General features: G+C 49.1%; 13 protein-coding genes. 9 read left to right on the top strand and 4 right to left on the bottom strand.

The genetic code is table 11. The annotated features are described in order from the left end of the window. The first annotated feature begins 193 nt into the window (after nt 1-193). On the top strand, nt 194-1,795 hold the full coding sequence (gene pckA, locus CEW91_RS11200; protein ID WP_088769085.1) for a phosphoenolpyruvate carboxykinase (ATP): 1,602 nt from the start codon (nt 194-196) through the stop codon (nt 1,793-1,795). A gap of 96 nt (nt 1,796-1,891) precedes the next feature. Here pckA and CEW91_RS11195 read toward each other — a convergent pair whose 3' ends face one another. Together CEW91_RS11195 and fabR are read right to left on the bottom strand one after the other, a co-directional pair. Beyond that, complete coding sequence (locus CEW91_RS11195; protein ID WP_088769084.1) at nt 1,892-3,910, bottom strand: S9 family peptidase; 2,019 nt, start codon at nt 3,908-3,910, stop codon at nt 1,892-1,894. A gap of 32 nt (nt 3,911-3,942) precedes the next feature. Then, nucleotides 3,943-4,554: an HTH-type transcriptional repressor FabR gene (gene fabR / locus CEW91_RS11190; RefSeq protein ID WP_088769082.1), complete on the bottom strand. Its 612-nt coding sequence runs from the start codon at nt 4,552-4,554 to the stop codon at nt 3,943-3,945. 152 nt (nt 4,555-4,706) lie between these two features. On the opposite strand from fabR, the gene CEW91_RS11185 reads away from it, so the two are divergent. The 3 genes from CEW91_RS11185 to CEW91_RS11175 all read left to right on the top strand — a co-directional run bounded on the left by CEW91_RS11185 (nt 4,707) and on the right by CEW91_RS11175 (nt 7,149). Further along, nucleotides 4,707-5,846, top strand: a complete 1,140-nt coding sequence (locus tag CEW91_RS11185; RefSeq protein WP_088769080.1) for a fatty acid desaturase — start codon at nt 4,707-4,709, stop codon at nt 5,844-5,846. A 105-nt stretch (nt 5,847-5,951) separates the two neighbouring features. Continuing rightward, complete coding sequence (locus tag CEW91_RS11180; protein ID WP_088769078.1) at nt 5,952-6,263, top strand: flagellar basal body rod C-terminal domain-containing protein; 312 nt, start codon at nt 5,952-5,954, stop codon at nt 6,261-6,263. 19 nt (nt 6,264-6,282) lie between these two features. Then, nucleotides 6,283-7,149, top strand: coding sequence for a putative metalloprotease CJM1_0395 family protein (locus CEW91_RS11175; protein WP_232506967.1), 867 nt, complete (start codon nt 6,283-6,285; stop codon nt 7,147-7,149). A gap of 13 nt (nt 7,150-7,162) precedes the next feature. Here CEW91_RS11175 and CEW91_RS11170 read toward each other — a convergent pair whose 3' ends face one another. Together CEW91_RS11170 and greB are read right to left on the bottom strand one after the other, a co-directional pair. Beyond that, complete coding sequence (locus CEW91_RS11170) at nt 7,163-9,490, bottom strand: Tex family protein (protein WP_088769074.1); 2,328 nt, start codon at nt 9,488-9,490, stop codon at nt 7,163-7,165. A gap of 63 nt (nt 9,491-9,553) precedes the next feature. Beyond that, complete coding sequence (gene greB, locus CEW91_RS11165) at nt 9,554-10,033, bottom strand: transcription elongation factor GreB (RefSeq protein WP_088769415.1); 480 nt, start codon at nt 10,031-10,033, stop codon at nt 9,554-9,556. 500 nt (nt 10,034-10,533) lie between these two features. On the opposite strand from greB, the gene CEW91_RS11160 reads away from it, so the two are divergent. The 5 genes from CEW91_RS11160 (at nt 10,534) to CEW91_RS11135 (ending at nt 13,932) form a co-directional block, all read left to right on the top strand. Further along, nucleotides 10,534-10,950, top strand: a complete 417-nt coding sequence (locus tag CEW91_RS11160; RefSeq protein ID WP_088769072.1) for a hypothetical protein — start codon at nt 10,534-10,536, stop codon at nt 10,948-10,950. 609 nt (nt 10,951-11,559) lie between these two features. Continuing rightward, entirely contained in the window at nt 11,560-12,636 is a 1,077-nt protein-coding gene (locus tag CEW91_RS11150; protein ID WP_088769069.1) for a DUF4236 domain-containing protein, read from the top strand. 71 nt (nt 12,637-12,707) lie between these two features. Continuing rightward, nucleotides 12,708-13,019, top strand: a complete 312-nt coding sequence (locus tag CEW91_RS11145; protein ID WP_088769066.1) for a cupin domain-containing protein — start codon at nt 12,708-12,710, stop codon at nt 13,017-13,019. Nucleotides 13,020-13,060: 41 nt separating this feature from the next. Continuing rightward, entirely contained in the window at nt 13,061-13,435 is a 375-nt protein-coding gene (locus CEW91_RS11140; RefSeq protein WP_088769064.1) for a hypothetical protein, read from the top strand. A gap of 89 nt (nt 13,436-13,524) precedes the next feature. Beyond that, nucleotides 13,525-13,932 (top strand): GFA family protein, encoded by a 408-nt coding sequence (locus CEW91_RS11135; protein ID WP_088769062.1) that lies wholly within the window; start codon nt 13,525-13,527, stop codon nt 13,930-13,932. Nucleotides 13,933-13,937 lie beyond the last annotated feature (5 nt).

Below are 13,937 nucleotides of genomic sequence, written 5' to 3'. Positions count from 1 at the left end.
ACTGCCCCTACTTAAGTCAGGCGGGCATTCTAACGAACTGAGAAAATTTTGCCCTATCTTTTTTTAGTCAATCGGGTTACTATTCGCGCCCTGAATTTCAGCCAGTTGCCCAATTACTGAACAGGACGTTTCAAGTAAGCGCAACTGACCTAAACGTTAACGTACAAGACCGTAATCTCAGGAGCCTTACGTCATGCCAAATCTGGATCTGAGCCGCTACGGCATCACCGATGTCGAAGAAATCGTCCACAACCCGTCCTACGACCTGCTGTTTGAAGAAGAAACTCGCGATGACCTGCAGGGTTATGAAAAAGGCACGGTGACGGACTTAGGAGCGGTTGCTGTCGATACCGGAATATTCACCGGCCGTTCACCAAAAGACAAATACATTGTTCGCGACGACACGACGCGTGACACCGTTTGGTGGGCTGACCAGGGTAAGAACGACAACAAACCCTTGTCGACTGAAACCTGGAAAGAACTGAAAGGCTTAGTCACTGAGCAGCTGTCGAACAAACGCTTGTTTGTGGTCGACACCTATTGCGGTGCTAACGAAGACACACGCTTAGCGGTTCGCTTCATTACTGAAGTGGCATGGCAGGCACATTTCGTGAAAAACATGTTCATTCGTCCAAGCGAAGAAGAGCTGGAAACCTTCGAGCCAGACTTCGTGGTCATGAACGGTGCGAAGTGCATTAATCCTAAGTGGCAAGAACAAGAGCTGAACTCTGAAAACTTTGTAGCGTTTAACTTAACCGAGAAAATCCAGTTAATTGGCGGTACCTGGTATGGCGGCGAAATGAAGAAAGGTATGTTCTCAATGATGAACTACTTCTTGCCGCTTAAAGGCATTGCGTCAATGCACTGTTCAGCAAACGTGGGTAAAGAAGGCGACGTTGCTATTTTCTTTGGCTTGTCAGGTACCGGCAAAACCACGCTGTCTACTGACCCGAAACGCGCGCTGATTGGTGATGACGAGCACGGTTGGGACGACGATGGTGTCTTCAACTTTGAAGGCGGCTGTTATGCGAAAACCATCAACCTGTCGAAAGAAGCGGAACCGGATATTTACAACGCGATTCGTCGCGACGCGTTATTAGAAAACGTTGCGGTTGATGAAAACGGCGTTGTCGACTTTGATGACAACTCGAAAACCGAGAACACTCGTGTTTCTTACCCTATTTACCACATCGACAACATTGTTAAGCCGGTGTCTAAAGCGGGTCACGCGAAGAAAGTAATCTTCCTGACGGCTGACGCGTTTGGCGTATTACCGCCGGTCTCTAAGCTGACTAAAGAGCAGGCGCAGTACCACTTCCTGTCTGGCTTTACCGCGAAACTGGCGGGTACTGAACGCGGTGTGACTGAACCAACTCCGACCTTCTCAAGCTGTTTTGGTGCAGCATTCTTAAGCCTGCACCCAACTCAGTATGCGGAAGTACTGGTAAAACGTATGGAAGCTGCCGGCGCAGAAGCCTATCTGGTTAACACCGGTTGGAACGGCACTGGCAAACGTATTTCTATTAAAGCAACGCGTGCTATCATCGACTCTATTCTGGACGGCTCTATTGAAGACGCAGAGTTTGTTGAACTGCCTTACTTTAACCTCGCTATGCCAACTCAGTTAGCGGGCGTTGAAGACAGCAGCATTTTAGACCCGCGTAAAACCTATGAAGACGACGGCGAGTGGGACGTTCGTGCGAAAGACTTAGCCGAGCGTTTTGTCGCTAACTTCGAGAAGTTTACCGACACCGAAAACGGTAAAGCCTTAGTGGCAGCTGGTCCTAAGCTGTAAGCTTTAGCTAACGGTAAAAGCCGCACACTAAAAACCCCGCAACACCATAGGTGCTGCGGGGTTTTTTAATGCCCCGATTTAACGGGGCGATAAGACTTACTTCAGTTGTTCTGCGTGTGGCAGCTCGAACGGAGGCTTCTCTTCTGATTTCTCCATTAAGAACGTGTCCATCCAACGCATGAAACGCATGCTGTAGTCTAACTGTGCAGCCACTTTACGGTTACCATGGCCTTCGCCCGGGTAGAACACCAAGCGTACTGGCACGTTACCGTGAGTCTTCAGGTAACGGTACAGCTCCATCGACTGTGACGGATGCACGCGCGTGTCTTCTTTACCGTGCATAATCAGAATTGGCGTACGTGCTTTCTCTGCATGGAAAATAGGGCTGCGTTCTAAGTACCATTGCCACTTGTCCCACGGGTAGCTACGTGCGTGAACGGCGTGCATTTCTTTAGGGATATCGGTAGTACCGAATTTTGACAAGTTATTGCTAATACCGACAAACATTACACTGGCGGCAAAGTGCTCAGTCTGCGCCGTTGCGCCCCAGGCCGAAGCGTAACCACCGTATGAGCCGCCGGTAATACCCACGCGAGACTCATCAGCAATGCCCATGGCCACTAAGTGCTCTTTGGCATCAACAATGTCGTCGAACTCTTTACCCGCGTAGTCGTTTTGACCAAGCTTCGAGAATTCAACGCCACGGCCTGTGCTACCACGGTAGTTCGGGAAGAACAGCGCATAGCCTTTAGATGCGGCATGCTTAACCGGCGACGCATAGCGATCTAACCAGCCATTGCTGTAATGCGACTCCGGACCACCATGAATGACCATAACGGTTGGGTAGCTTTTACCTTCTTCGTATCCCAGTGGGTAAACCAAAATACCTTCCAGCTCTAAACCATCGCGCGCTTCATAGGTAATGGTTTCCTGACGTGGCATATCAATTTCTGACAACCAAGGGTTCGAGTCTGTTAAGCGCTCCAACCCACCGTTGGCGTATTTAAAAGCTTCGCTTGGGTGAGAAGGGCGGTGTGCGGTTAACACAAACTCAGATTTGCCCGCTTCGCCGTCAATGCTGGTCACAATGGCTTCGCCCGGCTCAACCAAAATGCGGCTTTCCAGGAATTTCAGCGTTAACGCCTGAACTTCTGACTCTGTGCCTTGGTGTCCAAGCCAAACCAACTCTTCACTGGTACGCCAGGTAAAGTCTTTTACCGAGCCTTTGTAGTTCGGTAATACGTTGCGATGCTCTTGTTCGCGAGTGTCGTAAACAAACAAAGAACCCGCTGACGGATCGTTATAGTCTGCCGCACGAATCATGGCTAAGTAACGACCATCCGGTGAGAACTCAGCACGACCCAGCTTGCCTTTAGCCTCAAAGGTTGAAGCCACTTCGCCATCTAAACCAATCAGTTGGTATTGGCTGCTCATATAGTTGTCATCAATAAGCGGGGTCGGTGCCGTGCGAACTAACAGCTGTTCGTTGTTCGGGTGGAATGCCACAGAATAAACTTGCTGATCATCTGGCGTTACGGCTTTCGCTTCAGCGTCTCCCTCACCTAAAACGACGTGATAAACTTGGGTGTAGGTTAAATCTTCTTCATACACTTCGGCTTTAAAGCCCTTTTTCGACAGCTTCTCTTTGTCGCTGTCTTTCGGGCCAGATGACAAGAACACTAATTGTTTGCCGTCTTCGCTTAAGTCGTAACTGCCAATATTGCCGTCGAACTCAAACACCGACTGCACACCACCGCCTTTAACTGGCATGCGGTACAGCTCCTGGTAGTCGTCGCCGTCTTCTTTCGCAGTGAAGTACAAGTACTCACCCTGTGGACCAAAACTGACTCGACCAAACTTTTCAGTTTTACTGAGGTAAGAAGTTTCCTCGCCCGCTGAGTTAATAAGTACTAACTCACTGTAGTCTGAACCATCGTCGTCTTCATACGGCGCACGTGGAATGGAGCGGATAACTGCCGTGAATTCGCCCGTTGGCGACAAGTCCGCCATGCGCACTGCTTCTGTTGTTACGGTATCCATTAGCGTCATTTCGCGGGCGTCGGCATCGACTGCCCAAGCCGCTAACGCGATACCCCCTGCTACACGTAAAAGCATAGTTGTCTCCGTTGTTGTTCTACTATTTAGGTTTACTTCATAAATCGTTTTGTTGCTTCGGCGCCACGCGCAACCAGACGCACTTGCGCTATCGTTGTTTCTGTAATGCGTTCGCGCTCTTCTTCGTTTACGTCAAAACAGTCAGCGCCGGCACTGAATACAATTTTGGCAATGGTGTCCGACTGTAATTCGGCTAACTCACGGGTAAATGACTGTTCATTTACTAAATACTCTTCCAGCTCGGCTTTAAAATGCTCAATTTCACGCACAACCGCTAAGCGAAAGCTGCGCGAACGACCCGAGCGTTCTTGCAGTAGGAGTCTGAATATAGCCGTGTTTTCCGCCACAAACTGCATAAAAGTTTCTACCGATACCCGGATAATAGAGCCACCGGTTTCTATGCGTTGGCGTGCCTGACGCAATAATTGACGCAGCGCTAAACCGCACTCATCAACCAAAGTAAGTCCTAACTCATCCATGTCCCGGAAATGCCGGTAAAAAGAGGTTGGTGCAATGCCTGCCTCACGCGCCACTTCACGCAAGCTTAAGCTGGAAAAGCCCGCCTCAGCACTGAGCTGATTCATCGCGGCATTAATAAGCGCGCGGCGCGTCTTTTCTTTCTGTTTTGCTCGAACCCCAGCCATATTTGTTGCCATCCTTCGCTGTTATTGAACGAATAGTAACACAGGTCTTTACACATTTTCCGCTTGTAATTTGAACGCAAAACCCGTACATTCAGCGAACAGGTGTACGCTGTTTTGTCACCTGACTTTTTTCGTTGTTTTAGGTTATATACATGCAAAAGAATTTTGAAAAACCCCCTCTTATTTGGCTTAACACCCTCGTGTTCTCCATTACATTCGCTATAGCCGCCATTGGTGTTCCTTTATACGCGTTCACCGTCGGCATTGGCGCAGAATTTTGGTGGGTTATGTTTGGTACCGCGTGTTTTGCGGGTATTTCCATCACCGCGGGCTACCATCGTTTGTGGGCGCACCGTACGTACGACGCCAATCCGGTATTGCGCTTTTTATTTGCTATTGGCGGCGCTGTAGCGCTGCAAAACAGTGCCCTGCACTGGTCGTCTGATCACCGTGTGCATCACACGCACGTTGATGACAATGACAAAGACCCGTACTCAGCAAAACGCGGCTTTTGGTATTCGCACATTGGCTGGATGCTGCGTGAGTATCAGGCGAGTCGTTATTCTGACTACGACAACGTCAAAGACTTACAGAAAGATCCTATCGTTATGTGGCAGCACAAGTATTACCTGCCGCTGACGCTGTTCGTGAACTTCGGTTGGCCAATTGCCGCCGGCTTTATGCTGGGCGATGTTTGGGCTGGCTTATTGGTTATTGGCGTATTGCGTCTGGTGCTTAACCATCACACGACCTTCTTTATTAACTCGCTGGCGCATATTTGGGGCAAGCAGCCTTATACCGACAAAAATACCGCGCGCGACAATGGCGTGCTGGCGTTTATGACCTTTGGCGAGGGCTATCATAACTATCATCACATTTTTGCTAGTGACTATCGCAACGGCATCCGTTGGTGGCAGTTTGACCCGACCAAATGGCTTATTCGTGCCAGTAGTTGGTTCGGTTTAGCGCGTAACCTTAAACGCAGCTCGCCGTATCAGGTCGAGCGCGCGAAGCTGCAAATGCAGTTAAAAGTCGCTCGTAAGAAAGCCATGAGCGCACCAGAGTCATTGTTCGAAAAAGCGCATGAGCATTACGAGCAACTGGGTACGCAATTACGTGAATACTACAAAGCACGTAAAAAGCTGCTGGACTCTAAAGCTCAGGACATAAAAGAGCACTTAAACCATGACATTGATGCATTGAAAAAGCAGGTCGATGACATGCGTGAATCTCTTGCTGAGCAGAAGCGTCACTGGAAAGCCTTATTAAACCAAATTCAGCAGCACGCGTAATAGAATTTAGCCCTTCAGTACTTGAAAATGAACAAAATATAATCAATACTGGAGGGTAAATTCTTCGAAGTCAGCACAATTGTGTTTTGTGCAAGTGAGGTGAGTATGGAAATTGGTGCAGCAATGAATTCAGGCCTTCAGGGGATGCAACGTGCAAACCAGCAAGTGTCTGAAGCAAGCCAGGAAATTGCCTCTGCGGCGGGTCGTAATGACGTGCAGCAGCAAGACAACGCCAATACAAATGGTGGTCAGCCAGCTACCGAAACCGCGACTGAAACGGCGCAAAGTGTTAACGCTGCCAGTACAACTGACTCGCTGGTTTCATTAAACGAAGGGCAGACCAACTTTGAAGCCAACACTCGTACAGTAGAAACCGCTGACGAAATGTTGGGCACTCTTATTGATACCAGTGCTTAAGTAGCCGAATGTTCTAGCCATGAATATCACCACAGCGCTACCGGCCATTCCTGTGACATCGGCTCCTCCTATGGAGTCGATGCAGATGGACAATGCCGCAAAAGCGCTGGTCAGTGAACCTACCGCAACTGAAAAGCAAAACAACAGCGCCGACAGCGCAGCTCCCACCTATTCTCCTAACGGTAAAGTCGCTAAAAAAGGCAAAGACTCAGCCGAGGGTGAGGCGAGAGGTGCTGAAGCTAAGGGAGCGGAGTCTGAAGAAGCGAAAGGCGAAGAAAAAGCTGACGCAACTGAAGAGAAAAAGCCAAACGGCCAACAGCTGGACGAGCAAGAGCTCGAAAAAGTTGATGAACTGAAAAGTCGTGATCAGGAAGTGCGCGTGCATGAACAAGCGCATGCGGCTGTGGGCGGGCAGTACGCCGGTTCACCTTCTTACGAATACGAACGTGGTCCCGATGGTAAGTCTTATGCTGTTGGCGGTGAGGTTCAAATTGACGTTAGTCCGGTTCAGGGCGACCCTCAAGCAACCATTCAGAAAATGCAGGTGGTACGTCGTGCGGCGTTAGCACCGGCTCAGCCCTCTGCTGCTGACCGTGCAATTGCTGCGGACGCAACGAGTAAAGCCACGCAAGCTCGTGCAGAGTTGGCAAAACAGCAAGTGCAAGGTGAAGAGGGCGAGCAAGCGCCTGATATCAGCATTAACGCACCCTTTAAGAAAAGCTTAGAAGGTGAGGGCGAAGCTTCGAAAAGTGAATCACCTGACGCTGCAGCACCGGCTGAGCAAGGCAAGAAAACCCTATCTGCGCCAGAGCGCGGCGCTATGGTGGCTTCTTTCTACGACAATAAAGTTCGTCCATCCGTGGACTCATTCAGCGCTACCGCTTAATCCTTTCTCTTATTTATTTCTGTTTCGCTTTTGCAAAAGCGTCGGCTAAGGCATTGCCCATAGCTGCATTTTGCGGCTGCTTGTTTTGCTGACCACGCTCACGCTGAGGCTTGCCTTTATTAGAGCTGCTGCCCTGCGGTTTAGACTTAGCAGCCGGTTTTGCAGAGACTTCATCGTTTAAACGCATGGTTAAACCAATGCGGTTACGCTCTATGTCCACTTCCAGCACTTTTACTTTCACAATATCGCCGGCTTTCACCACTTCGCGCGGGTCGCTGACAAACTTGTCTGCCAGTGCAGAAATATGAACCAGACCGTCCTGATGGACGCCAACATCCACAAAGGCACCAAAGTTCGCCACGTTGGTCACTACACCTTCTAATTGCATGCCGGGTTTCAGATCGCTGACTTTCTCAACACCTTCTTTGAATTCCGCCGTTTTGAACTCAGGGCGCGGGTCACGACCTGGTTTTTCTAGCTCAGACAAAATGTCCGTTACCGTTGGCAGACCAAAGCGCTCGTCGGTGTAGTCCGCGGCGTTAAGGCTTTTTACCAATGAGTGGTTGCCAATCAGCTCTTGCACCGGCAGTTCATTCGTTTTTGCCATACGCTCGACCACCGAATAAGCTTCCGGGTGAACCGCTGAGGCATCTAGCGGCTGTTCGCCGTTGTTAATGCGGAGGAAACCCGCAGCCTGTTCGAACGCCTTCGGTCCCATGCGTGGCACATCTAATAACTGTTTGCGGTCGGCAAAGGCGCCATTGGCGTCGCGGTAATCGACAATGTTTTTGGCCAGAGTTTTTGACAGGCCCGACACGCGCTGTAGCAACGCAGACGAGGCCATGTTCGCATCCACACCGACCGCGTTTACACAGTCTTCTACAACGGCATCCAGACTTTGTCCGAGTTGCGACTGGCTAACGTCGTGCTGGTATTGACCAACACCAATGGATTTCGGCTCTATTTTTACCAGCTCGGCTAACGGATCCTGCAAGCGGCGAGCGATAGACACCGCGCCACGTAGCGACACATCCATATCCGGAAACTCTTGTGCCGCCAATTCCGACGCCGAGTAAACCGATGCACCCGCTTCGTTCACGATAACCTTGGTGGCTTTAATTTCGCTGTGCTGCTTCAGCATGTCACCGACCATTTTGTCGGTCTCGCGCGAGTGAGTGCCGTTACCAATACTAATAAGCTCAACCTTATACTGCTTGCACAGGGTCGCCAGCGTGCGCATGGCTTTGTCCATTTGGTTTTGCGGCTGGAACGGGAACACCGTGTTGGTCGCAACGGCTTTACCGGTTTCATCGACCACGGCAACTTTAACACCGGTACGAACGCCTGGGTCTAAGCCCATAGTGGTTTTAGCACCGGCAGGCGCCGCCATCAGCAAGTCTTTTAAGTTGCTGGCAAACACCTGAATGGCGGCTTCTTCAGCACGTTCACGTACGCGAGCCATAAGTTCGGTTTCCATGTGCAGTGACAGCTTCACCCGCCAGGTCCACTGAATGACCTGACGCAGCCAGTCGTCCGCAGCGCGGCCCTTGTGTTCAAAGTTCAGGAAGTCGGCGATCATCACTTCGCAGTGCGAGCCGGAGGCTTTGTCTTCACTGCCCGGGTCAGCGTCCATGGATAGCTGCAAAAAGCCTTCATTACGGCCGCGCAGCAATGCTAGTGTGCGGTGCGAGGGAATGGTCTTAAACAGTTCAGAAAATTCAAAGTAGTCACGGAACTTAGCGCCTTCTTTTTCTTTGCCCGGCGCAACCGTGCTGGTTAGGTGCGCGTTCTGCCACAAGTGTGAGCGCAAGCGTTTAAGCAATTCCGCCTGCTCGGCAAAGCGCTCCATTAAAATAGCGCGTGCACCGTCTAGTACCGCTTTGGCGTCAGCAAAGCCTTTGTCGGCGTCAACGTAGTCAGCGGCCGCTTGCTCCGGGTTTTGTGTTGGGTCTTTCCACAGTAGGTCTGCCAGCGGCTCAATACCGGCTTCAATCGCAATTTGGCCTTTGGTGCGGCGCTTAGGTTTGTAAGGCAGGTATAAATCTTCCAACTCGGTTTTCGAGTCAGCGGTTTTAATGCTTTGAGCCAGCTCTTCGGTCAGCTTGCCTTGCTCGTCAATCGACTTCAGTATCACCTGACGGCGGTCATCCAGCTCGCGCAGGTAGTTCAGGCGCTGGTGCAGCTGGCGTAATTGTGTGTCGTCTAAACCGCCGGTGACCTCTTTACGGTAACGGGCAATAAAAGGCACCGTCGAGCCTTCGTCCAGCAACTGGATAACAGCGGCAATCTGACGCTCGTCGACCTTCAGTTCATTAGCAAGTAATTGCGGTATCTGGCTCATAGTACATCTCTTGGTTTTAAAACGTTACGACAAATAATGGGGACGAATACTATCACGAATTGACTACGCGGGCTGTTGGTAACTTATCTTATTAATGAACCAGGTCTTGGTGCCCTGCGGCGTGCGTACCTCGGCCTCGTCGTCCACCTCTTTCTTCAGCAGCGCACGCGCCATGGGCGAGTCAATCGACACCGCGTCTTTGCGATCATAAATTTCATCCGGCCCGACAATTTGAAAGGCGCGAACGTTCTCGTCCTCATCCTCAATTTCCACCCAAGCACCAAAAAACACCTTACCGTCCTGCTGCGGCGAATAGTCCACCACCTTCACTTGCTCCAGACGCTTGGTTAAGTAGCGAATGCGACCATCAATTTTGCGCAGCTTCTGTTTATTGTATTTATAGTCTGCGTTTTCAGACCGGTCGCCGAGACTCGCCGCCCACGACACCTTCTCCACGGTTTCGCGCCGCTCCACCCGCCAAAGGTGCTCGAGCTCCTTCTGCAACATTTCGTAGCCCGGCCTAGTAATTAAATTGGTTTTCATACGCTGATTCATTGGGCCTGCGTTGAATGATTAGGGGATTTTACTGGGTTATGTGTGTGAAAGAAATGGTCATGGAGCTAGCCTAACTTGCGGTTCACTTTTGTAAGCAATAGTGCATAGCTTGTTGTTGTATTACATGTTTAGCTCGTTTAATGTCAATTACATAATAAAAACGTAAAGTTAGATATTGCGCACTTCTGAGACGGGGAATGAGCATGCTCGAATTGCATTGCTTGTTTTGGGTGTTTTTTGGAAAATAAAATGGCTTATTAAAGGGTTATGAAAAAATGCCGCAATTTGATGAATGCATAAAATGCGCATGCGCAATATACAAATGTTATACATAAGGACTCAGTGTGATACGAAAACTATTTCTGGTTTTAGTAATTGCGTCAATTCCAGCGCTCGCTTGGTCATATGCAAAGCCGTTAAGGTTACTTCTGCCTCATTTAAATGGAGTGACGTGCAACGGCTCAGTGTGCGTGGAGGATACGAGGGGGATGTATCAAGCTATTGAGCTTTATGGCTCTGCGGTAAAGAACATCTCTGCAGCTCAATTTCCACTTAGGGCTAGCCCCACGTTTGTTTATTGCTCTACTGCAGAGTGCTACCAGTCGTTTGGTGGAGTAAATGAGCGAGCGATTTCTTATCCGTTTCTCGGTACGGTTATAGCTCCTGAATCGTGGCAACGCTACATCACTCAGCACGAATTGGTTCATTGGTTCCAATTTTATGAAATTGGCCCTGTTTCGACCATGATGAAACCTGAATGGTTTAGAGAAGGTATGGCGTATGTGTATAGCAACGCGCCGGAATCAGACATTCCAGAGCATTACTTGCCAATGATGGTAAAGTACGACGAGTGGCATTCCGATAAATCTTGGTCTGAAGTAGTTCAGGACGCAGGAGACCTATAATATGCATAACCAAGCCATCAAGTACGCTCCCTTCGGTCGCCCGACGCTCGCAAGCTCGCGCGGCTTATGGTGGCGTTATGCACTATACGGTCGAATATGAGTAGCAAATGAGAGTCCATTTGAGTACAGCAACGGTGACGTCACATGAAAATAGGCGTCAGTCGATGAATTTGCACTTTAATCCCGTGGTGCTGTTCGAGGGTAGCTGGCCCTTTCCTGTAGGTCATTTGAAAGACATAAGCTGGAGCATAGAGGCCGAACCGATAGGTAGGCATGACTTTGAGTTCACCACCAGTTGCGATTCACCGTTTGAAGTGGAGAATGATCGGAACTATATAGAATTCTTTCTGAGCAAGAAGAGCGTGCCATTTCAATATGACTATTACCCGTGTCAGATAATCTTTTCGGCCATATTGGACTCTCCTCATTCTGGTCCGATAGAGATAGATCGCCGGTTTTTTGGTGTAGTTAAAACAGTGTGGTCCAGAGGGCTACGCTAAAATGCATAACCAAGCTAGGCACAACGACGGCTTTTTCGTTGCGGCTTCGCCTCCACTACAAAGCCGCGCGTGCTGGCGGCGTTAGGTGCAAAAGAAGGGAGTTTCATAGATGGGATTTTATATTCGCAAAGCTATTAGCGTCGGCCCCTTCAGGTTCAATTTATCGAAATCCGGCGTTGGCGTATCAGCAGGAATCAAAGGGCTTCGATTCGGTACTGGGCCTCGTGGCAATTACGTCCATATGGGAAGGGGGGACTTGTATTACAGAAAAACTTTACCCTCGGGTTCCAGCGGAAAAAATGACGCACCAAATAGCCATGAATTTGAGCAAAGTGACGTCAATATTAAACATGAGCCTTTAAAAGAAATAGAGAGTGCCCATGTCGCGCAAATGGTTGATTCATCATCTACCGATCTTGTCGCTGAAATGAATGGCAAACGAAAGAAGATGAGAATTTGGCCGTCTATAGCAGTATTCGGTACTATTATTACGGTTATCGCCTTTCAGAACTCAGAAACGCCAACCCTCGCATTTATTGGGTTGGTCTTAACTGTCGCCCTCACTGTTATTGCAGCTATCAAGGACAGTTTAAGAAAAACAACGGTTCTATTTTTTGAGCTTGAGCCTGAAATTGAGGCGCTATACCAAAAACTACATGATTCCTTCGGTCAGCTTTCATCGTCGTCGAGTAAATGGCATGTAGAGGCAGAAGGTGCTGTGAAAGACAGAAAGCGTAATGCTGGTGCCGCGAGTGTAATCAAACGAACCTCAATATCACTGGACATCGGAAATCCACCGTATGTAAAAACCAATGTTTCAGTGCCATCCATTCCAGTTGGCAAGCAAACCTTATACTTCTTTCCTGATAAGGTGCTTATTTTTGAGCCATATGGTGTTGGCGCTGTGAGCTATCCGAACCTTAGAATTTCAGTGGAAAGCACAAGGTTCATCGAAGATGGAATTGTCCCAAGGGATGCAAAGGTTGTCGATAGAACTTGGAAGTATGTTAACAAACGGGGCGGTCCTGACAAACGCTTTAAAGATAACCTTGAACTGCCAATTGCCTTATACGAAGACCTGAACTTCACGAGTGACACAGGGTTAAATGAACGAATTGAAATATCAAGAGTTGGTCATGGGGATGGCTTTTCAAGTGCTATCGCTATGTTGGCAAAAAGCATCTAACAATGGGCTCCAAGGGACGCTGAGCGCCCCTGAGCCTAGGCGTTATAAACTATTCATAATTTGGAAGTATCGTGAAAATAATTAGAAGCAAAGAATTCAAAGCTGAACGCGCCTGGGGTGCAAAAAGCATCGCCAATATGAACGGAATTACGACTCGCTTGCATTGGACTGATAAGCCCTATAAATGGCATGTAAATGATGGCGAAGAAGTATTTGTTGTTTTGGATGGCGTTGTCGAAATGCTCTTTAAAGAAAATGGGCTTGAGCAATCAGCGATGTTAGAAACAGGAGATATTTTCTATGCGTCTATTGGAACTGAGCATGTTGCGCATCCTCGCGGAGAAGCACGAATTTTGGTCGTAGAATCCGAAGGAAGCGTATAGCAAACGCTTAAGCGGGCGTTATATAGACAGGAATCACACTGGTGAAAATTAAAAGTACCTGTAACGTTTTGGCCTTGGCGTTATTCGTATCGGCTTGCACATCGGGACGTTTGGAATATTTCACCGCCGAGGGCGAACGAAAGGTTGCATGCGAAACGGAATACACATGGCAGCCGAGTGTTGATAAATATGCGGTTGAATATGTTCTGGCGCATTGCGCTCAAGAGGCGGTATCCAGAGGCTACACGGTCGAAGATACCGCGCTTCTCGAAAAGGATTTGTCGGTTCCGCTCCCTCCCAAAGGAAGAGCGTGGAGCCATGACCTAGCAAAGCAGTATCATTCAAACGGGATGCTGACGGATAAAGAATATGGGTATCTCATCGCCTATTTAGATCTCGGTCATGATAGTGATTGAGCGTGAGCGGCAAACACCAACATGATAAACATCAGAAAATATAACGAAGCAGGGGCGCCGGGTGATGGATTTATTTAACAGGTGATGTCATGACTCAAAAATATTACGGCTCGTGTCTTTGCGGTCGTGTCGGCTACGAGGTGAGTGGTGACTTCGGCGCATTTTATTTATGCCATTGTAGCCGCTGCCAAAAAGGTACCGGCTCCGCTCATGCGGCTAATTTGTTTGCTAAAGCAGGGTGGTTGGTTTGGCTTAAAGGCGAAACGAACGTAACGCATTACCAACACACAGGCTCGCTGCATATTAAGAGCTTTTGTCAGTCTTGCGGCTCTGCGCTTCCTACATTCGCGGAGTCCATTAATTGTGTTGTGGTGCCTGCCGGTAGCCTCGATACGCCGATATCAGTTAAGCCTACGGCTAAGATCTTTGTTGCTGACTGCGCCGCCTGGTCAGTTGATTTAAGTAATGTGCCGAGTTACGACGCGTTACCTGGGTAAGGACC

This window comes from Idiomarina piscisalsi, assembly GCF_002211765.1.
GTDB classification, from domain to species: domain Bacteria; phylum Pseudomonadota; class Gammaproteobacteria; order Enterobacterales; family Alteromonadaceae; genus Idiomarina; species Idiomarina piscisalsi_A.
This window is presented reverse-complemented; position numbering and strand designations above follow the sequence as displayed.

Bases quoted from the DNA above. Each gene is read 5' to 3' on its own strand.
- CEW91_RS11175 (WP_232506967.1), top strand. From the start codon at position 6,283: ATGAATATCACCACAGCGCTACCGGCCATTCCTGTGACATCGGCTCCT.
- CEW91_RS11160 (WP_088769072.1), top strand. From the start codon at position 10,534: ATGTATCAAGCTATTGAGCTTTATGGCTCTGCGGTAAAGAACATCTCT.
- CEW91_RS11185 (WP_088769080.1), top strand. From the start codon at position 4,707: ATGCAAAAGAATTTTGAAAAACCCCCTCTTATTTGGCTTAACACCCTC.
- CEW91_RS11195 (WP_088769084.1), bottom strand. From the start codon at position 3,910: ATGCTTTTACGTGTAGCAGGGGGTATCGCGTTAGCGGCTTGGGCAGTC.
- CEW91_RS11170 (WP_088769074.1), bottom strand. From the start codon at position 9,490: ATGAGCCAGATACCGCAATTACTTGCTAATGAACTGAAGGTCGACGAG.
- fabR (WP_088769082.1), bottom strand. From the start codon at position 4,554: ATGGCTGGGGTTCGAGCAAAACAGAAAGAAAAGACGCGCCGCGCGCTT.
- CEW91_RS11180 (WP_088769078.1), top strand. From the start codon at position 5,952: ATGGAAATTGGTGCAGCAATGAATTCAGGCCTTCAGGGGATGCAACGT.
- CEW91_RS11150 (WP_088769069.1), top strand. From the start codon at position 11,560: ATGGGATTTTATATTCGCAAAGCTATTAGCGTCGGCCCCTTCAGGTTC.
- pckA (WP_088769085.1), top strand. From the start codon at position 194: ATGCCAAATCTGGATCTGAGCCGCTACGGCATCACCGATGTCGAAGAA.
- CEW91_RS11135 (WP_088769062.1), top strand. From the start codon at position 13,525: ATGACTCAAAAATATTACGGCTCGTGTCTTTGCGGTCGTGTCGGCTAC.
- greB (WP_088769415.1), bottom strand. From the start codon at position 10,033: ATGAAAACCAATTTAATTACTAGGCCGGGCTACGAAATGTTGCAGAAG.